Origin of the sequence: Microtetraspora glauca (assembly GCF_040656155.1) — a bacterium.
GTDB classification, from domain to species: domain Bacteria; phylum Actinomycetota; class Actinomycetes; order Streptosporangiales; family Streptosporangiaceae; genus Microtetraspora; species Microtetraspora glauca.
This window is the reverse complement of sequence record NZ_JBFALK010000003.1, coordinates 429,609-448,837: the sequence shown is the minus strand read 5'-3', so window position 1 is coordinate 448,837 and position 19,229 is coordinate 429,609. Positions and strand designations below refer to the sequence as shown.

Annotated in this window: 15 protein-coding genes; 14 read left to right on the top strand and 1 reads right to left on the bottom strand. The window is 71.2% G+C overall.

Translation table 11 applies throughout. From position 1 onward, the window contains the following. The first annotated feature begins 17 nt into the window (after positions 1-17). The 14 genes from AB0I59_RS08390 to AB0I59_RS08325 all read left to right on the top strand — a co-directional run bounded on the left by AB0I59_RS08390 (position 18) and on the right by AB0I59_RS08325 (position 15,699). Complete coding sequence (locus tag AB0I59_RS08390) at positions 18-1,589, top strand: UDP-N-acetylmuramoyl-L-alanyl-D-glutamate--2,6-diaminopimelate ligase (protein ID WP_358131592.1); 1,572 nt, start codon at positions 18-20, stop codon at positions 1,587-1,589. Between the two features lie 49 nt (positions 1,590-1,638). Continuing rightward, positions 1,639-3,009, top strand: a complete 1,371-nt coding sequence (locus tag AB0I59_RS08385) for a UDP-N-acetylmuramoyl-tripeptide--D-alanyl-D-alanine ligase (RefSeq protein WP_061256774.1) — start codon at positions 1,639-1,641, stop codon at positions 3,007-3,009. Next, entirely contained in the window at positions 3,006-4,079 is a 1,074-nt protein-coding gene (mraY, locus tag AB0I59_RS08380) for a phospho-N-acetylmuramoyl-pentapeptide-transferase (protein ID WP_082776966.1), read from the top strand. The genes AB0I59_RS08385 and mraY overlap by 4 nt, the downstream gene beginning before the upstream one ends. Continuing rightward, a complete protein-coding gene (gene murD / locus AB0I59_RS08375) occupies positions 4,061-5,467 on the top strand; it encodes a UDP-N-acetylmuramoyl-L-alanine--D-glutamate ligase (RefSeq protein ID WP_061256775.1) in 1,407 nt (468 codons plus the stop codon). Before mraY ends, murD begins: the two co-directional genes overlap by 19 nt. A 35-nt stretch (positions 5,468-5,502) precedes the next feature. Continuing rightward, positions 5,503-6,780 carry a putative lipid II flippase FtsW gene (ftsW, locus tag AB0I59_RS08370; protein ID WP_061256777.1) on the top strand — a complete coding sequence of 426 codons (1,278 nt, stop codon included), beginning with the start codon at positions 5,503-5,505 and terminating at the stop codon, positions 6,778-6,780. 36 nt (positions 6,781-6,816) lie between these two features. Further along, positions 6,817-7,896 carry an undecaprenyldiphospho-muramoylpentapeptide beta-N-acetylglucosaminyltransferase gene (murG, locus tag AB0I59_RS08365; RefSeq protein ID WP_061256779.1) on the top strand — a complete coding sequence of 360 codons (1,080 nt, stop codon included), beginning with the start codon at positions 6,817-6,819 and terminating at the stop codon, positions 7,894-7,896. A 34-nt stretch (positions 7,897-7,930) separates the two neighbouring features. Then, positions 7,931-9,328, top strand: a complete 1,398-nt coding sequence (gene murC / locus AB0I59_RS08360; protein WP_061256781.1) for a UDP-N-acetylmuramate--L-alanine ligase — start codon at positions 7,931-7,933, stop codon at positions 9,326-9,328. A 143-nt stretch (positions 9,329-9,471) separates the two neighbouring features. Next, on the top strand, positions 9,472-10,140 hold the full coding sequence (locus tag AB0I59_RS08355; RefSeq protein ID WP_358131447.1) for a cell division protein FtsQ/DivIB: 669 nt from the start codon (positions 9,472-9,474) through the stop codon (positions 10,138-10,140). Between the two features lie 245 nt (positions 10,141-10,385). Continuing rightward, positions 10,386-11,819, top strand: a complete 1,434-nt coding sequence (gene ftsZ / locus AB0I59_RS08350) for a cell division protein FtsZ (RefSeq protein ID WP_358131445.1) — start codon at positions 10,386-10,388, stop codon at positions 11,817-11,819. Positions 11,820-11,841: 22 nt separating this feature from the next. Further along, entirely contained in the window at positions 11,842-12,564 is a 723-nt protein-coding gene (locus AB0I59_RS08345) for a YggS family pyridoxal phosphate-dependent enzyme (protein WP_358131443.1), read from the top strand. Positions 12,565-12,777: 213 nt separating this feature from the next. After that, positions 12,778-13,308, top strand: coding sequence for a cell division protein SepF (locus AB0I59_RS08340; RefSeq protein WP_061252350.1), 531 nt, complete (start codon positions 12,778-12,780; stop codon positions 13,306-13,308). 83 nt (positions 13,309-13,391) lie between these two features. Further along, positions 13,392-13,679, top strand: coding sequence for a YggT family protein (locus AB0I59_RS08335; RefSeq protein WP_061252351.1), 288 nt, complete (start codon positions 13,392-13,394; stop codon positions 13,677-13,679). Between the two features lie 49 nt (positions 13,680-13,728). Further along, the gene (locus tag AB0I59_RS08330; RefSeq protein WP_061252352.1) at positions 13,729-14,592 is read left to right on the top strand and encodes a DivIVA domain-containing protein; all 864 of its coding nucleotides are present in this window, start codon (positions 13,729-13,731) and stop codon (positions 14,590-14,592) included. 48 nt (positions 14,593-14,640) lie between these two features. After that, positions 14,641-15,699: a hypothetical protein gene (locus tag AB0I59_RS08325; protein WP_358131438.1), complete on the top strand. Its 1,059-nt coding sequence runs from the start codon at positions 14,641-14,643 to the stop codon at positions 15,697-15,699. A gap of 97 nt (positions 15,700-15,796) precedes the next feature. On the opposite strand, the gene ileS is transcribed toward AB0I59_RS08325, so the two are convergent. Continuing rightward, entirely contained in the window at positions 15,797-18,979 is a 3,183-nt protein-coding gene (gene ileS / locus AB0I59_RS08320) for an isoleucine--tRNA ligase (protein WP_358131435.1), read from the bottom strand. Between the last annotated feature and the right edge of the window lie 250 nt (positions 18,980-19,229).

Genomic DNA, 19,229 nt, shown 5'->3' with positions numbered 1-19,229 from the left:
TGCGTCCCCCGTTCTCCATGCGTCCCGAGGCCGTGCCGGCCCGCCCGCTCTCCGGCCTGGCGGCCGTTCTCGGCACGTCCTCCGTGGTGCCCTCACCCGGCTCGAAGGCGCCCCGCGGCGCCGTCACCGGCATCGGCATCGACTCCCGCCGTATCCGGCGGGGCGACCTGTACGTCGCGCTCCCGGGCAAGAACGCCCACGGCGCCGCGTTCTCCCGCGAGGCCATGGCGGCGGGGGCGGTGGCGATCCTCACCGACGAGGAGGGCCGTGACGCCGCCGCGGCCACCGGCTTGCCGGTGCTCGTCGTGCCCGACCCGCGGGCCCTGCTCGGGCAGGTCTCCGCGTGGGTGTACGGCCGGCCGGCGCGTGACGTCATGGTCATCGGCGTCACCGGCACCAGCGGCAAGTCGACCTCCACGTTCCTGCTGGAGGCGGGTCTGCGGGCGGCCGGTCACCGCACCGGCCTGGTCGGCGGCGTGGAGATCCGCGCGGGCGACCTGCGGTTCACGCCGGAGCTCACCACCCCCGAGGCCAGCGACCTGCACGGGCTGTTCGCGCTGATGCGGGAGCAGAGCGTGTCCGCCGCCGCCATGGAGGTGTCCAGCCACGCCCTCGCGCTCGGGCGCGTGGACGGCATCTTCTACGATGTCGCGATATTCACGAACCTGTCGCAGGACCACCTGGACTTCCACAGCGACCTGGAGGACTACTTCTCCACCAAGGTCCGGCTGTTCACCCCCGAGCTGTCCCGCGTCGGCGTGGTCAACATCGACGACCCGTACGGCCGCGAGCTCCTCGGCCGGGCCAAGGTTCCGACGACGACGTTCTCCGCCAAGGGAGCCGCCGAGGCCGACTGGCGGGCCGAGGACGTGCGGCTGGGCGCCGACGGCAGCACCTTCCGTGTGGTCGGCCCCGGGGGAGTCGAAGCCGACGCCTCGGTGGCCCTGCCCGGCCCGTTCAACGTGGCCAACTCCCTCGGCGTGATCGTCGCACTGGTCGAGGCGGGCGTCGGCCTGCAGACGGCGGTGGACGGCATCGGCGCGTTCACCGGCGTTCCCGGCCGGATGGAGCGCGTTCCCGGCTCGGTGGGCTTCCAGGCGATCGTGGACTACGCTCACAAGCCCGGTGCCGTAGAGTCGGTCCTCGGCTCGCTGCGCGAGGTGACCCAGGGCCGTCTCGTCGTCGTGCTGGGCTGTGGTGGCGACCGCGACCGCGGCAAGCGCCCGATCATGGGAGAGGCCGCCGCGAGGCTGGCCGATGTCGCGATTCTCACCAGCGACAACCCCAGGAGCGAGGATCCGCTCGCGATCCTGGCCGCGATGATGGAGGGAGCGCTCAGGGTGCCTCAGGGCGAACGAGCGCACGTGATCGTGGAGCCCGACCGGGCCGCCGCGATCGACCTGGCCATCGCGGGGGCGGGAGCGGGAGACGTGGTGGTCGTGGCAGGCAAGGGCCACGAGCAGGGGCAGTACGTCGAGGGCAAGGTCATCCCCTTCGACGATCGTGAGGTGGTCGCCGAGGCCATCTCCAGGAGAGGAAGCCGAGCCGGGCACGACGCGGGGCGGGACGCGCCGCCGCAGCGTGCGTGAGGCGAGGCGGAGTCGACCGATCAAACGTGATAGAGAGCAGGAAAGACGCATGATCCCGTTGCCGCTGGCCCGGGTCGCCGAGATCACCTCGGGTGCGCTCACCGGCATGGCCGACGCCCGCGCCGTGGTCCGCGGCCCCGTCGTGATCGACTCGCGGGCCGTCGAGCCGGGATCGCTGTTCGTCGCGATCAAGGGAGAGCGTGCGGACGGCCACGACTTCGCCGCGCGGGCGTGCGCGGACGGGGCGGTCGCCGTCCTCGCGTCCCGGCCCGTCGAGGCGCCGGCCGTGATCGTCGGTGACGTCCTGGCCGCCCTCGCCGCGCTGGCGACCACCGTCGTGTCCGAGCTGCCCGGCGCGACCGTGGTCGGGGTGACCGGTTCCGCCGGCAAGACCACGACCAAGGACCTGCTGGCCAGGCTCGCCGCCCGGATGGGCCCCACCGTGGCCCCCGTCGGCTCGTACAACAACGAGATCGGCCACCCGCTGACCGTGCTGCGGGCGGACGAGGGCACCCGGTTCCTGGTCCTGGAGCTGAGCGCGAGGAACGTCGGCCACATCGCCGACCTGGCGCGGATCGCGCCGCCGCGGATCGGTGTCGTGCTGAACGTGGGCACCGCCCATCTCGGCGTGTTCGGCGGCAAGGAGGCGATCGCGCAGGCCAAGGGCGAGCTCGTGGAGGCGCTGCCCGAGGACGGCGTGGCCGTGCTCAACGCCGACGACCCCCTGGTGGCCGCCATGGCCGGCCGCACCCGTGCCCGGGTGACCTTCTTCGGACGGTCCGCCGACGCCGAGGTGCGGGCCGAGGACGTGACGCTCGACGGCCGGGGACGCGCCTCCTTCACGCTGCGCACGCCGTCCGGCGCCGCGCCCGTACGGCTCCGCCTTTACGGCGCGCACGCCGTCGAGAACGCCCTGGCCGCCGCCGCGGCCGCCTACGAGCTGGGGCTCCCGGTGGGGACGATCGCCGAGGAGCTGTCGGAGGCGGAGCCGCGCAGCCGCTGGCGCATGGAGGTCACCGACCGGAGCGACGGCGTCACCGTCATCAACGACGCGTACAACGCCAATCCCGACTCGATGCGGGCCGCCTTCGACAGCCTCGCCGTACTCGGTGAGGGGCGGCGCAGCTTCGCCGTGATCGCCGCGCTGCGCGAGCTCGGAGAGGACAGCGTCGCGCTGAACGAGGACGTCGGGCGGCTCGCCGCGGGCGCCGGGCTCGAGGGCCTGATCGTCGTCGGCGGAGAGGACGCAGGACCGGTCCTGGCCGGAGCGCCGGACGCGCTGCACGTCCCCGACGCCGCCACCGCAGCCGCGGAACTGTCCACGCGGCTCGCCCCGGGAGACGTGGTCCTGGTCAAGGGGCCGCGGGCGGCCGGTCTCGAACGGGTCGCCGAGGCACTGCTCGGAGGTGACGACCGGTGAGGAACATCCTCATCGCCGCCATGGTGTCGCTGCTGCTGTCCATGGCCGGCACACCCCTGGCCATCCGGCTCTTCGCCCGGCGCGGCTACGGCCAGAACATCCGCGAGGAAGGACCCTCGGGGCACTACGACAAGCGGGGCACCCCCACCATGGGCGGCACCGTGATCGTGATCGCCGCGTTGATCGGATATTTCAGCGCGCACCTGATGACGTTCTTCTCCTCGGTGCCGGAACCGCCGACCGTGTCGGCCCTGCTGGTGCTGTTCCTGATGACCGGTCTCGGCCTCGTCGGGTTCCTGGACGACTTCATCAAGATCTACAAGCAGCGCAGCCTGGGCCTGCGGAGCGGCGCCAAGGCGCTCGGCCAGCTCGTCGTCGGCGCCGTGTTCGCCGTGCTCTGCGTCCAGTTCCCCAACGCGTACGACATCACCCCGGCCGAGACCAAGCTGTCCTTCCTGCGCGACTTCGGGCCGTCCATCGGACTCGTGGGGTTCACGATCTGGGTGCTGTTCATCATCGTCGGCTTCTCGAACGCCGTGAACCTCACCGACGGCCTCGACGGGCTGGCCAGCGGCGCGACCGGCGTCGTGCTCGCGTCGTACGTGCTGATCGGCAACTGGCAGCTGCGCAACAGTTGCACCGCGGCGCTCGGCCCCAACTGCTACGTGGTGCGTGACCCGCTGGACCTGGCCGTGGTCGCCGCCGCCGTCCTCGGAGCCCTGGTCGGCTTCCTGTGGTGGAACGCCCCGCCCGCCAAGATCTTCATGGGCGACACGGGGTCGCTCGCCCTGGGCGGCGTCATCGCCGGCCTGGCGTTCACCACCCGCACCCAGCTCCTGCTGGTCGTCCTGGCGGGCCTGCCCGTGGTCATCACGGCGTCGGTCATGATCCAGGTCGGCTTCTTCAAGCTGACAGGGAAACGGGTCTTCCGGATGGCCCCGCTCCAGCACCACTTCGAGCTGAAGGGCTGGGCCGAGACCACCATCGTGGTGCGCTTCTGGCTGATCGCCGCGCTCTGCGCCGCCTCCGCGCTCGGCCTCTTCTACCTCGAATGGATGCCCAGACAGTGAGCGTGGTCGTCGCCGGGCTCGGGGTCTCCGGCGCAGCCGCGGCCCGCGGCCTGGCCGCGGGCGGCGAGAGCGTCATCGTGCTCGAGGCGAACGAAGGGGAGCGCCAGCGGGCGGCCGCCGCCGAGCTGGCCGCCCTCGGCGTCGAGGTGCGGTTCGGCGAGCCGATCCTCCCCGAGGGGACGTCATTGCTCGTCACCTCGCCCGGCTGGCGTCCCGGCCATCCGCTGCTGGCCGCCGCCGCGCGGGCCGGCGTCGAGGTGATCGGCGAGGTCGAGCTGGCCTGGCGGCTCCGCGCGACCGACGGCTCGGCCGCGGCCTGGCTCGCCCTGACCGGCACCAACGGCAAGACCACCGTCGTGCGGATGCTGACCTCGATATTGATCGCGGCAGGGCACCGCGCCGCCGCCGTCGGCAACGTCGGCGTCCCGATCGCCGAGGCCGTGGGCGAGCCGTACGACGTGCTCGCGGTCGAGCTGTCCAGCTTCCAGCTGCACTGGTCGTCGAGCCTGGCGCCGTACGCCGCCGCGCTGCTGAACGTCGCCCCCGACCACATCGACTGGCACGGGTCCATGGAGGAGTACGCCGCCGCCAAGGCCCGGATCTTCGAGAACGCCGGTGTGATCGTCTACAACGCCGACGACGAGTGGTCCGAGCGCCTGGCCGGGCCGTACCGGCCGGGCGAGGTCCGCGGCGGAGACGCCCGGCTCGTGGGCTTCACGCTCGGCACGCCCCTGCCGGGGCAGCTCGGCGTGGTCGAGGAACTCCTGGTCGACCGGGCGTTCGTGGCCGATCCCGTCCATGAGGCCGAGGAACTGGCCGATCTCCACGACATCACGCCGTTCGCGCCGCACAACGTCGCCAACGCGCTCGCCGCCGCCGCGCTCGCCCGCGCGTACGGCGTGCCCGCCGACGCCGTACGGCGCGGCCTGCGGGCCTTCACGCCCGACCCGCACCGGATCGCGCATGTGGCCACGGTCGGCGGGGTCGACTACGTGGACGACTCCAAGGCCACCAACCCGCACGCCGCGGCCGCCTCGCTCGCGGCCTACCCGTCGATCGTGTGGATCGCCGGAGGCCAGCTGAAGGGGGCGGACGTCGACGACCTGGTGCGCCGGGCCGCCCCGCGACTGCGCGGAGCCGTGCTCCTCGGCCAGGATCGCGAGCGAATCAGGCGGGCTCTGGCGCGACACGCCGCGAATGTCCCGGTGGTGGACGTCCCCGGGCAAGACACTGGTGTCATGGACCGCGTCGTCGGCGAAGCCCGGCGGCTCGCCTCTCCCGGGGACACCGTCCTGCTCGCGCCCGCCGGGGCGTCGCTGGACATGTGGCCGCATTACGGGGCACGAGGGGACGCCTTCGCGCGAGCGGTTCGCGGGCTTTCCGGCTAGACGTCACGCCGGGGAAAACGAGGACGAAAGCACATATGACGAGTGAGGCGGCGGAAAAGGCCGGAGACGCGCACGACATACTCCGGTGGCGGGCCCGGCTCCGTGAGCTCCTCGGACGGCCGCTGGTCTCGTACTACCTGGTCCTCGGGTGCAGCGCTCTGCTCCTCGCGCTCGGGCTGATGATGGTCCTCTCGGCGTCCAGCATCGAGTCGATGCAGATCAGTCCGGGCCGTTCGCCGTTCTATCTGTTCCTGCGGCAGATCGGCGCGGTGGCGCTCGGCCTTCCGATCATGTGGATCTGCTCCCGGCTGCCGCGGCGCATCTTCCAGCTCGCTGGATATCCGCTGCTGGCGATCTCGATCATCGGCCTGGTCATGGTGATCTTCATCGGGGCCACCGAGCTGGGCGCGCAGCGGTGGCTCTACATCGGCGGCTTCACCATCCAGCCCTCGGAGCCGGCCAAGCTCGCGCTCGTCCTGTGGGGCGCCGACATGCTGGCGCGCAAGGCGCGTGGCGGCCTGATCGAGTGGCGGCACCTCCTGGTCCCCCTGATGCCGGGCGTGGCCATCCTCGCGGTCCTGGTCATGCTTGGTCGCGACCTCGGCACGACGATCGTGCTCATGCTGATCTTCCTGACCCTGCTGTGGGTGGTCGGCGCGCCGGTGCGGTTGTTCGCCGCGGTTCTCGGGCTGCTCGTGCTCGCCACGACGATTATGATCATGGTCGAGCCGTACCGGATGGCCCGGCTCACGGGGTTCCTGCATGTGTGGGATTCCGCCCAGGGCGAGGGCTACCAGGCGGCGCAGGGACAGATAGCGATGGGAACGGGCGGCTGGTTCGGGCTCGGCCTCGGCAGCAGCCGGGCGAAATGGGACTGGGTGCCGCACGCCGAGAGCGACTTCATCTTTTCGATCCTCGGCGAGGAGCTTGGCCTGATGGGCACGCTCGTCGTGGTAGCGCTGTTCGGCCTGCTCGGCTACGCCGGGCTGCGGATCGCGTCGCGGGTCAACGACCCCTTCATCCGGCTGACCGCCGCCGCGGCGGTCGCGTGGATCGCCGGCCAGGCGCTCGTGAACATCGGCGCGGTGATCGGGGTACTGCCCATCACCGGCATCCCCCTTCCGCTGGTCTCCTACGGAGGGTCTGCCCTGTTGCCGACTCTCGCCGCGCTTGGCATGTTGTTGTCGTTCGCCAAGCAGGAGCCCGGAGCGGCCGAGGCCCTCGCCGCCCGTGGACCGGGACCGGCCGCTCGGGCTCTAAGCTGGCTTGGCCTGGGTCGTCCGGCGGTGAGATCTCGCCGCGCGAGCCGATGACCCGGCGCTCGATCCGACCCGAGGGCAGGGAGTGACATGAGGGTGGTCCTCGCCGGCGGAGGCACGGCCGGCCATATCGAGCCGGCGCTCGCGCTGGCCGACGCGCTTCGCCAGCAGGACCCGGCGATCGGGATCACCTGCCTCGGCACCGAGAGGGGCTTGGAGACCCGCCTGGTGCCGGCCCGGGGATACGAGCTGGCGCTGGTCCCCGCCGTGCCGCTGCCCCGCGCCATCACGCCGCAGCTGCTCACGGTGCCCGGCCGGCTGGCCGGGGCGATCAACGCGGCGGCCGGCGTCCTCGATCGCGTCCAGGCCGACGTCCTGGTGGGCTTCGGCGGGTACGTCGCCACTCCGGGCTATCTCGCGGCGCGCCGCCGCGGCGTCCCGATCGTGGTCCACGAGGCCAACCCGAGGCCCGGGCTCGCCAACCGCCTGGGCGCCCGGCTGACCGACCACGTCTTCACCGGCCATCCCGACACCGCGCTGCCGGGCGCCCAGTGCGTCGGCATCCCGCTGCGCCGCGAGGTCGTGATGATGGACCGCTTCTCCCTGGGGGACAAGGCGAGGTCCTACTTCGGTCTCGAGTCCGACCGCACGACGCTGCTGGTGTTCGGCGGCTCCCAGGGCGCCCGCTCCGTCAACCGGGCGGCGCTCGAAGCCTCGCCCATACTGAGGGCGGCCGGCATCCAGGTGCTGCACGTGATCGGCCCGAAGAACACGGTCGAGATGGAGCCCCCGCCCGGCGACCCGCAGTACGTGATCCTGCCCTACGTGGACCGGATGGATCTCGCCTACGCCGCGGCCGACCTCGTACTGTGCCGCAGCGGCGCGATGACGTGCGCGGAGCTGACCGCGGTGGGGCTTCCGGCGGCGTACGTTCCGCTGCCCCACGGCAACGGCGAGCAGCGGCTCAACGCGCAGCCGATCGTGCAGGCGGGCGGCGGCCTGATGGTCGACGACGCCGACCTCTCGGCCGAGTGGATCGTCCGGATGCTCCTGCCCATCCTGCAGGACCCCGAACGTGTCGCGATGATGTCCGAGGCCGCGTCCCGGATGGGCCGCAAGGACGCCGACGTCATATTGGCGCGCAAGGTCCTGGAGATCGCTTCCCGATGAGAACGAAGACGACCCGAGGAGCGGGGAACCACCAGTGAGTCTTGTCAAGCTCGTACAGCCCGTCCCGGCGGAGGAGCTGGGACGGGTGCACTTCATCGGCATCGGCGGCGCGGGCATGTCCGGCATCGCGCGCATCCTGCTGAAGCGCGGTGTCCCCGTGTCCGGCAGTGACGCCCGCACCTCCGAGATGCTGAGCGAGCTTCGCGACCTCGGAGCCGTCGTGCACGTGGGCCATGCCGCCTCGCACATCAAGAACGTCGACACCGTCGTCGTCTCCACCGCGATCCGCGACTCCAACCCCGAGCTGGGGGAGGCGCTGCGGCAGAACCTGAGGGTCATCCCCCGGGCGGCGGCGCTGGCCGCGGTGATGGCCGGGCGGACCGGGATCGCCGTCGCCGGCACCCACGGCAAGACGACGACGACCTCCATGCTGACGGTCGCCCTGCAGAAGTGCGGCGCCGACCCGTCGTACTGCGTCGGAGGGCAGCTCGTCACCACCGGCCTCGGCGCGGACGAGGGCAACGGCGAGGTCTTCGTGGCCGAGGCCGACGAGAGCGACGGGTCCTTCCTCATGCTCGCGCCGGGCATCGCCGTGGTGACCAACGTCGAGCCCGACCACCTGGACAACTACGGCGAGCCGCAGGCGGTCTACGACAGCTTCGCGCGTTTCGCCGAGCGGGTCGGGTCGGTGCTCGTGCTCTGCGCCGACGATCCGGGCGCCGCGGCGCTCGAGCCCATCGCCCGCGAGCGCGGCCTCAAGGTCGTCACGTACGGCGAGGTCGAGGGCGCCGACCTCCGCGCCGTCGACATCGTCCCGAGAGGACTCGGCCTGGAGTTCACCGTGGACGGCCACGGCACCGTGCGCCTCGCCGTTCCTGGCCGGCACAACGCGCTCAACGCGACGGCCGTCATCGCGGTGGCCCTGGAACTCGGCCTGCCGTTCGACGAGATCAGGGACGGCCTGGCAGTGTTCACCGGCGCCAAGCGGCGGTTCGAGGCCAAGGGAGAGGCACACGGCGTCTCGGTGTTCGACAGCTACGCCCACCATCCGACGGAGCTGGCGGCGGACCTGCGCGCGGCGCGTGACGTCGTGGCGGAGGGCGGCCGGGTGATCGCGGTCTTCCAGCCGCACCTCTACTCCCGCACCCGCTTCTTCGCCGACGAGTTCGGCGCGGCTCTCGGACTCGCGGACGAGGCGATCGTCCTGGACGTGTACGGAGCTCGGGAAGATCCGGAGCCGGGCGTCTCCGGCGCGCTGGTGGCCGGGAAGGTGCCGCTGCCCGAGGAGCGGGTCGCGTACGCGCCGGACCGGTCGGCGGTGCCCGCGCTGGTGGCGGGACGGGCGCGTCCCGGGGACATCGTCCTCACGATGGGCGCCGGTGACGTGACCGAGCTGGGCCCGCGGATCGTCGAGGAACTGTCCGCCGGGTGAGTCGTGGCGGCGGTCGCGGGCCACTGGTCCGGCGAGTCGCGGCGCGTGACGGCCTCCGGGCTGCGAAGGTGGTGAGCCGAACCGGCGAGTACGGCACCTGGTACCCCACCTGGAGGCTCGCCGCCCGCCGATCGGAGTGAGACGTGAGGGCGACCATCTGGCGAGTGGGTCTGGCGACCCTGCTGACCGGTGGCGTGGTCGGCGCGGCGACGTGGCTGGTCTTCTTCTCCTCCGTGCTCGGGGTGCGGGACGTTCGGGTCACCGGCAGCGCGAGGGTGCCCGCCGACGATGTGCGGCGCGCGTCCGGAGTGGCGCCGGGTACTCCGCTGGCCCGGGTCGACCTGGAAGAGGTCGAGCGGCGGGTCGCGGCGCTGACCCAGGTGGAGTCGGTGCGCGTGGACCGCGGCTGGCCGGGGACGCTCCAGGTCGCGGTCGTCGAGCGCACCCCCGTGGCCGTGGCCAAGGTGAACGGCAGGGCCATGACCATGGACCGCTACGGGGTGGTCCTGGGCGAGGCGGGCGTGACGGCCCGGCTGCCCCTGCTGCGCGTCCAGCGGCCGGCCCCGGACGACGTCGCCACCCGGTCCGCGCTGACCGTGCTGACCGCCCTTCCCGAGAGGCTGAGGGCACGCGTCAGCGAGGTGGGCGCGCCGTCGCCTTCGTCCGTCTCGCTGCTCCTGGCCGACGGCCGTGAGGTCACGTGGGGAGACGCCGGGCGGTCGGCGGAGAAGACACGGGTCCTGCAGTCCCTCCTCAAGACCCGGGCCGCCAGTTACGACGTCAGCTCACCCGACGTGGTGACGGTGAAGTGACATTTCTCACGGAGCGCGCGATCAACCTGGCCAGGAGTGATCAGACGCGCGCGCGAATCGGACAGGCCGCGACACGCCGGACGGCGCTTGCGGCGAGGTTAGTTGACCCTGGGGGAGGGGCAACCCTACTGTCCGTATCAATCTTCAGGTTGACATAACTCTAAATCTCAACTTGAGGGTGAGAGTTTTGAGACAGCGCGGGCACCGCCCGCATCCAACGCAAACGAGCGGAAAGGCCCCTCGTCGTGGCAGCACCGCAGAACTACCTCGCGGTCATCAAGGTCGTCGGCATCGGCGGCGGCGGAGTGAACGCCGTCAACCGGATGATCGAGGAGGGACTCAAGGGCGTCGAGTTCATCGCCATCAACACCGACGCCCAGGCGCTGCTGATGAGTGACGCCGATGTGAAGCTTGACGTCGGCCGCGAGCTCACTCGCGGCCTGGGCGCCGGCGCCAACCCGGAGGTCGGCCGCAAGGCCGCCGAAGACCACCGCGAGGAGATCGAGGAGGTCATCAAGGGTGCCGACATGGTGTTCGTCACCGCGGGCGAGGGCGGCGGCACCGGCACCGGTGGCGCGCCCGTCGTGGCGAACATCGCCCGCTCGCTCGGCGCCCTGACCATAGGTGTCGTGACCCGGCCCTTCAGCTTCGAGGGCAAGCGCCGGGCGATGCAGGCCGAGGCCGGCATAGAGACCCTCCGCGAGGAGGTGGACACGCTGATCGTCATCCCGAACGACCGGCTCCTGTCCATCTCCGACCGGCAGGTCAGCGTGCTGGACGCGTTCAAGGCCGCCGACCAGGTGCTGCTCTCCGGTGTGCAGGGCATAACGGATCTGATCACCACCCCCGGACTCATCAACCTGGACTTCGCCGACGTGAAGTCGGTCATGTCCGGCGCGGGGTCCGCGCTCATGGGCATCGGACACGCCCGCGGCGACGACCGCTCGGTGGCCGCCGCCGAGATGGCGGTGTCCAGCCCGCTGCTTGAGGCCAGCATCGACGGCGCGCACGGCGTGCTGCTGTCGATCGCGGGCGGCTCGGACCTGGGCCTGTTCGAGATCAACGAGGCGGCCCAGCTCGTGTCCAACGCGGCGGCTCCGGACGCCAACATCATCTTCGGCACGGTCATCGACGACGCCCTCGGCGACGAGGTGCGCGTGACGGTCATCGCCGCGGGCTTCGACGAGCCGGCGCCGGCCAAGCCGGCGGCCGCTCCGTCCCAGTCCGCCGCGCGGCCGCAGCCCGCCCGGCCGGAACCGGCCCGCCCGGCCGCCACGCCGCCCGCGCGGCCGGCCGCGGCGTCCGCCCCGGCTAAGCCCGAACCGCGTGCGGAGCAGTCCGCCCCGGTCCGGCCGATGTCCGCCCCGTCCACTCCGGTGACCCCGCCCGCGCCGCCGGTCTCCCAGGTCGAGGCGGTCCAGCCGCCCAAGCCCGCGGTGACGCCGGTTTCCGATCGCGCTCCGGAAACTTCCGAGCCCGCTGGACCGTTCTCACGTGAGAGCACGGCGGAGGCGTCGCGCTCGGAGCAGAGCACGGCAACGGGACCCTTCTCGATTCCGCGCCCCACGCCCGAGCCGCCGACTCCGATCACCTCGCGCGTCAGCCAGCCGGCAACCCGCCGGCCGGTGGTGTTCGAGGAGCAGGAGGAGGAGCTCGACGTGCCCGACTTCCTCAAGTGACCCTCCCCACACGCGAGTACATGTGAACGACGCACGACGCGAGGAGCTCGCGGCGGGCCTGGCCGAGACGGAGTCACGCATCCGCGATGCGTGCCGCGCCGCCGGCCGGGACCGTTCCGAGATCACACTCATCGCGGTAACGAAGACCTACCCCGCTTCCGACGTACGGCTGCTCGCCGGGCTCGGAGTGACTGACGTCGGTGAGAACCGGGACCAGGAGGCCGCCGCCAAGGCGGCCGAATGCGCCGGTCTCGGCCTCACCTGGCACTTCATCGGCCAGTTGCAGACCAACAAGGTCCGCTCCGTGGTCGCGTATGCCGACCTGGTCCACTCTGTGGACCGTCCCCGGCTGGTGGACGCGCTGAGCCGCGAGGCGGTGAAGGCCGGCCGGGAGATCGGCTGCCTCATCCAGGTGTCGCTGGACACCGCGCCGCCTGATTCCGGAGGAGTCGCCGAGCGCGGTGGCGTCGTTCCGGCGGCGGTTCCCGATCTGGCCACCGCCATCGCCCGAGCCGACAACCTGCGGCTTCGCGGTGTCATGGCCGTCGCGCCGCTGGGGGAGGAGCCGGGCCCGGCGTTCGCCCGCCTGGCCCGGACGGCGCGGGCCGTACAGGAGGAACACCCCGGCGCGGACGTCATATCGGCGGGTATGAGCGGGGACCTCGACGAGGCGATCGCGAACGGCGCGACACACCTGCGTGTCGGTACGGCGTTGCTCGGCCGCAGGAAGCCCTTCGTCAGGTAATGTCCCCCAAGTGGACCTTGGTGTCCGCATCCAGGTAGAGGTCGATCAGCGGTGAGCTCCACGGGGGTACGGCTACCGCCCTGGCCTTCCGACAGGGACCTAGAAGGCATGAAGGGGAGGAAGCCGGGCCGGGCATCGGCCGGGACTGCGTGGCAGTACCGGACGGCGTGTGGCGCGGTGAACCCGCCCCGGTGACACGGAGGACGACGAGAGATGGCCGGCGCGATGCGCAAGATGGCGGTCTACCTCGGTCTCGTGGAGGACGACCGCTACGACGACAGGTACGTGACCGAGTACGCGAACGACGAGGACTACGCCGACGACGACTACGAGTCGGCGCGCCGGGGCTTCTCCGCCGGGGGGCAGGGAGGACATACGGCGTCCCAGGAGCACGATGAGGACGGCGACGCGTCCGTCCCCGCGCCCCGTCCCTCCACCACCGTGCTCGAGCGTCGTACGACCGATCTGGCGCGGATCACGACCCTTCATCCCCGCACGTACAACGAGGCGCGCACGATCGGGGAGCACTTCCGTGAGGGCACTCCGGTCATCATGAACCTTACGGAAATGGTTGACAGTGACGCCAAGCGTCTTGTCGATTTTGCGGCAGGTCTCGTCTTTGGCCTACACGGCAGCATCGAACGTGTTACGAACAAGGTGTTCCTGTTGTCCCCCGCCAACGTTGAGGTGACCGCCGAAGACAAGGCCAGAATCGCGGAACGCGGCTTCTTCAACCAGAGCTAGAGTTCCATGTATGGACAGTGACCGGCTGAGCGGTGCCCATGGGGACCGGAGACTGCGGAACGGGACGGAGGTGAGGCTCGACCGTGGGGATCGTCAGTGAGATCTTGGTCGCTGTACTCTCTCTCTATCTCGTTCTGCTGATCGGCAGAATGATCTTTGATACGGTGCAGCTTTTTGCCCGCTCCTGGCGGCCTTCCGGGGTCGTCCTGGTAGTGGCGGAGGTCACTTACACACTGACCGACCCGCCTCTCAAATTTCTCCGCCGTTTCATTCCGCCCCTGAGGTTGGGTACGGTGGCCTTTGACCTAAGCTTCACAGTGCTGTTCATTGTGGTCTTGGTCTTGATCCAAGTCGTGTCCGCGCTTCGTTGATCGGGAACCGTCCCTCCGGACAGACTCCAAGCGCGCCAAGGAGACTCACATGCCGCTGACGCCCGCCGATGTGCGGAACAAGCAGTTCAGTACCACCCGGCTGAGGCCGGGGTACGACGAGGAGGAGGTCGACGCATTCCTTGACGAGGTCGAGGCGGAACTCGACCGCCTCATCCAGGAGAACGAGGAGCTTCGCGCCAAACTGGCCGAGTGCCTGCGCGGCAAGGTGCCGGGCGGCATGGGCATGGCCGGTGGCATGCAGATGGCGCCCGCCCCGGTCGCCGAGCCGAAGCCCGAGATGATGGTGCCGCAGCCCGAGCCCATCAAGCCTCCGGAGCCCGTCCGTCCCGAGCCCGTCCCCGTCGGCATGGGCATGCCGCCCGCCGAGGACAACATGGACACCGCGGCCCGGGTGCTCGCCCTCGCCCAGCAGACCGCCGACCAGGCGATCGCCGACGCCCGCCGCGAGGCGGACGAGACCGTGACCCGCGCCCGCCGCGAGGCCGACGACATCCTCGGCAAGGCTCGCCGCCAGGCCGAGCAGATCATCGGTGACGCCCGTGCCCGCGCCGAGACCCTCGAGCGCGACGCGCAGGAGCGCCACCGTCAGGCCATGGGCTCCCTGGTGCAGACCCGGGACGAGCTCGAGCGCAAGGTCGAGGAACTGCGCAGCTTCGAGCGGGAGTACCGCAGCCGCCTGAAGCTGTACCTCGAGCAGCAGCTCGCGGACCTGAACGTCTCGGCCGAGAACAGCGGCGGTTTCCCGATCGTGGGCGCGGCCCCGGCGATGGCCCACGCGGTCGCCCCGGGTCCCCAGCCGATGCAGGGCAACCCCAACCCCTTCGGCCAGGAGCCTCCGCAGCACTCTGGCGCGTTCCAGACCCCCGACGGCCCCCACAACGACCGCCGGTAAGGCGACGGGTCGTCCCCTCCTCACGACCCGCTTCTCGGAGATCCCCCCGTGATCCTTATCAGTGCCGCGCTGGTGCTCGTCGCCATCGGCCTGCTCATCGCAGGTGTGGTGCTGGCGAAGCCGTTCCTCGTGATGTGGTCGATCGTGGTCAGCGTGCTGTCCGCGGTCTGCCTGCTGATCGGGGCGTTGCTGAGGCGCCATGAGCTGTTCCCCGCCGGCGGTCGCGCCGCCGAGGAACCGGTTCAGGCTCCTCGCGGCGCGGCGGTTCCCCAGATGGCGCACGCCGGCGTTCCCGGGCATTCGGGTATTCCCGGACACGCCCCTCTTCCCGGACACGTCGGGCTTCCCGCCTTCGGCGGGCCCCCGGCGCATCCGGCGGCGCCCCCCATGATGGCGGTCCCACCGGTTCCGCCTCCCGGGGCGCCGATGTCGCACGCCTTCCCGCAGCAGCAGCCGACGCGGCCGCTGTCGAGGCCACCGGCCTCGGCCGGGCGGGACCTGGGGCCTGACGCGATCGTGCTGGTCATCCCCGGTAGGAAGCGGTTCCACCTGGCGGACTGCCGGCAGCTCCAGGGGCGCGAGGTCGAGGAGTTGACGCACGAGGAAGCTCGCGAGGAAGGGTTCACGCCCTGCACCGCCTGCGTCCCCGAGGCGGCGGCGCGTGTCGCGGCCGACGCGGAGGAGAGCACGGCGGGCGAGAACACGCCCTCGGAAGGCACACCCTCTGGAAGCACACCCGGTGAGCCCGCGGTCGCGGAGACCGGGGCATCCGCCGGAGAGACCGCCCCACGGGCGGAGAGCATGACGAAGAACACGGAGCCGGCGGACCCGGCCGAGACCGAGGATCCCGGGCGCGCCGGGTCAGCGGACCCGGCCGGTTCCACCACGGCACCCGTGTCGCGTTCTTTCTTCGACCCCGTGGTGCAGCCGGATCCCGTGGCACAGCCGGGTGAGACGGACATCGTGAAGATCATGATCGGTGCCCGTCGTTACCACCTGCCCGAGTGCCCCCTGATCAAGGCCGCTCCCGAGGACAGCGTCGAGACGAAGACCAGGCCGGACGCGGAAGGGGCCGGGCTCACACCCTGCCCCGTCTGCACCGCCTAGATCCCGGCCCTCACCCGGCAGCAGGACCCGCGTACGGGTTCCGCTGCCGGGTTTTCCTCATCCTGCGGCCGGACGGCCGCAGGATGAGGAGGCCGGCCTAGGCGCGGCGGAGCTGGAAGACCAGCCCGAGGTCGGCGTCCTCGAACCGCGGGAGGCCGTCCTGGGAGCCTTCGGCGAAACCGGAGGCGAGGACCTCGTCGGAGATGGCCCGGCCCCCGGCGCGGAGGGCGTCGGCCAAATCGTCACCGCTCGCGGACCACCACAGCTCGATCCGGTCGGTGATCGCCAGCCCCGTGGACTTCCGGGCGTCCTGGACGAGCCGGATGACCTCGCGGACCAGGCCCGCGCGGCGCAGCTCATCGGTGATCTCCAGGTCGAGCGCGACGGTCTCCCCGGTGCCGGTGTCCACCGCGCCGGTCTCCACGGCCCAGCCCGAGCGCGGCTGCTCGGTGACGATCACGTCGTCCGGCCCGAGCTCGACCGTGCCCAGCTCACCGGCCTCGACGGCGGCGGCCGTACCGGACCTGAGGGCCTGGGCGAGCGCCGCCGGGTCGGCGGCGCCGACGGCGGCGGCGACCAGCTTGGTCTGGGCGCCGAACCGCTTGCCGAGCGATCGGAAGTTCGGCTTGACGGTGAACGTCACCAGGTCGGCGGAGAATCCGGACATGTCCTCCAGTGCCTGGACGTTCAACTCGTCGGCGATCAGTTCGCGCAGCTCGCCGGGCAGCGCGGGCCAGCCGGGAGCCCCGATGAGCGCGCGGCCCAGCGGCTGGCGGGTCTTGACCGAGGAGGAGGCACGGGCCGAGCGGCCGAGCTCCACCAGGCGGCGGACCAACGCCATCTGCTCGGAGAGCGCCGGGTTCAGCGCCGCCTCGTCGACCTCGGGCCACGCGGTCAGGTGCACCGACTGCGGCGCGTCGACCCCGCGCAGCACATCCCACACGTAGTCCGTGAGGAACGGCACGATCGGGGCCATCAGCCGCGTCACGGTCTCCAGGCACTCGTACAGCGTGGCGAACGCGGCGGCCTCGCCGGACCAGAACCTGCGGCGGGAGCGCCGGACGTACCAGTTCGACAGATCGTCCAGGAACTCCGTCACCCGGCGACCGGCCTTAGCCGTGTCGAACTCGTCGAGCGCGGCCGTCACCTCGGCGACCGTCCGGTGCAGCTCGGCCAGCGCCCACCTGTCGATCAGCGGGCGTTCGGCGCTCGGCGGAGCGGCCGCCAGCCTGGACGGCGACCACGACTCGGCGTTGGCGTAGAGCGTGAAGAACGACGCGGTGTTCCAGTAGGTAAGCAGGACCTTCCGGATGATCTCCTCCAGCGCGGCATGACCGATCCGGCGGGGCGCCCAGGGCGAGCCGGAGGTGGCCATGTACCAGCGGAGGGAGTCGGCGCCGTGCTGCTCCATGAGCGGCATGGGCCGGAGCACGTTGCCCAGGTGCTTGCTCATCTTGCGGCCGTCCTCGGCGAGGATCAGGCCGAGGCAGAGCACGTTCTCGTAGGAGGACCGGCCGAAGACCAGCGTGCCGACCGCCATCATCGAGTAGAACCAGCCGCGGGTCTGGTCGATGGCCTCGCAGATGAACTGCCCGGGATAGGCCTGCTCGAAGGTCTCCTTGCCGACGTGCGGCGCGCCCCACTGGGCGAACGGCATGGCGCCGGAGTCGTACCAGACGTCGATGACGTCGGGCACGCGCCTCGCCTCGGCACCGCACTCGCGGCAGGGGAAGGCGACGTCGTCCACATAGGGGCGGTGCGGATCGAGCCCGGACAGGTCCTGCCCGGCGAGCTCGCCGAGCTCCTTGAGCGACCCGACGCAGGTGACGTGCGAGTCATCCTCGGAGCAGACCCACAGCGGCAGTGGCGTGCCCCAGTAGCGGGACCGCGACAGCGCCCAGTCGACGTTGTTCCGCAGCCACTCGCCGTACCGGCCGTTCTTGATCGTGCCGGGGAACCAGTTGGTCCGCTCGTTCTCGGCGAGCAGCTCGTCCTTGATCGCGGTCGTCCTGATGTACCAGGACGGGAGCGCGTAGTAGAGGAGGGCCGTGTGGCAGCGCCAGCAGTGCGGGTAGCTGTGCTCGAAGTGGCTGCCGCGGAACAGCAGGCCGCGCTCGCGCAGGCTCTCCGTCAGCGGCTCGTCGGCGTCCTTGAAGAACATGCCGCGGACCAGCGGGACGTCGGGCAGGAAGCGCCCGTCAGGGCCGATCGGGTTGACGACCGGCATGCCGTACCGCTTGCAGACGGCCATGTCGTCGGCGCCGAAGGCCGGGGCCTGGTGGACCAGGCCGGTGCCGTCCTCCACGGTGACGTAGTCGCCCAGCACGACATAGTGCGCGCCGGGACCGTCCTGTCCGGGCACCTCAGGGAAGGCGACCAGGTCGAATGGGCGGCGGTAGGACGTGCGCTCCAGGTCCTTTCCGGTGAACGTGGCGAGCACCTCGGCGTGGTCACCGAGAACCTGCGCCAGCAGCGGCTCGGCGACCACGAGCACCTCGCCGCCGGTACGCGCCGCGACGTAGGTCACGTCGGGGTGCACGGCCACGGCGGTGTTGGACACCAGCGTCCACGGCGTGGTCGTCCAGATCAGCAGCGCGGCGCCCATCTCGGCCAGCGGGCCGGACGTGACGGGCATCCGCACGTACACCGAGGGGCTGGAGACGGTCTCGTACCCGCCCGGCTGGCCGAGCTCGTGGTCGGACAGCCCGGTGCCGCAGCGGGGGCAGTACGGCGTGATGCGGAAGTCGCGGAAAAGCAGGTCCTTGTCCCAGATGGTCTTCAGCGACCACCAGACGGCCTCGACGTACTGGGGATCCATCGTGCGGTAGGCCTGGGACATGTCGACCCAGTAGCCCATCCGCTCGGTCATCTCCTCGAACGCGTCCACGTGCCGGAGGACGGACTCCCGGCACTTCGCGTTGAACTCGGCGATGCCGTACGCCTCGATCTGGGGCTTGCCGGAGAGGCCGAGCTCCTTCTCAACGGCGACCTCCACGGGCAGGCCGTGGCAGTCCCAGCCCGCCTTGCGGGGAACGTGGTAGCCCCGCATCGACTTGTAACGGGGGAAGACGTCCTTGAAGACGCGCGCCTCGATGTGGTGGACGCCGGGCATGCCGTTCGCGGTGGGCGGACCCTCGAAGAAGACCCAGGACGGGCCGCCGGCGTTCTGTTCGAGAGAGCGTTCGAATACCTTCCCGTCCCGCCAGCGTTCGAGGACCTCGCGTTCGAGGGCCGGCAGGTCTACCTGCGCGGGAAGAGAGCGGAAATAATGGGAAGACATCGTCGGGCGGGACCTCCACGCGTGACTGACATGGCGTGAAGGGACGAAGCCGGACGGCTCCGCGGTACCACCCTTCTTGACCCGCCTCGTGGGCGGGCCCTCTCATTCGTGTCGCGGCCGGGTCTACTCGGCTGTGGGCCTTTCTTCCGGCGGCTCCGGGGTGATCTTCTCTCCGTGACTCGCCCCGGGCTCGCACCGTCCCCGGGTCGCTCCTGCGAGTGGGTACGGAGGTACTCGTCCCCATCAGCGC

Bases quoted from the DNA above. Each gene is read 5' to 3' on its own strand.
- AB0I59_RS08390 (WP_358131592.1), top strand. From the start codon at position 18: ATGCGTCCCGAGGCCGTGCCGGCCCGCCCGCTCTCCGGCCTGGCGGCC.
- AB0I59_RS08385 (WP_061256774.1), top strand. From the start codon at position 1,639: ATGATCCCGTTGCCGCTGGCCCGGGTCGCCGAGATCACCTCGGGTGCG.
- murD (WP_061256775.1), top strand. From the start codon at position 4,061: ATGGATGCCCAGACAGTGAGCGTGGTCGTCGCCGGGCTCGGGGTCTCC.
- ftsW (WP_061256777.1), top strand. From the start codon at position 5,503: ATGACGAGTGAGGCGGCGGAAAAGGCCGGAGACGCGCACGACATACTC.
- murG (WP_061256779.1), top strand. From the start codon at position 6,817: ATGAGGGTGGTCCTCGCCGGCGGAGGCACGGCCGGCCATATCGAGCCG.
- AB0I59_RS08340 (WP_061252350.1), top strand. From the start codon at position 12,778: ATGGCCGGCGCGATGCGCAAGATGGCGGTCTACCTCGGTCTCGTGGAG.
- AB0I59_RS08330 (WP_061252352.1), top strand. From the start codon at position 13,729: ATGCCGCTGACGCCCGCCGATGTGCGGAACAAGCAGTTCAGTACCACC.
- ileS (WP_358131435.1), bottom strand. From the start codon at position 18,979: ATGTCTTCCCATTATTTCCGCTCTCTTCCCGCGCAGGTAGACCTGCCG.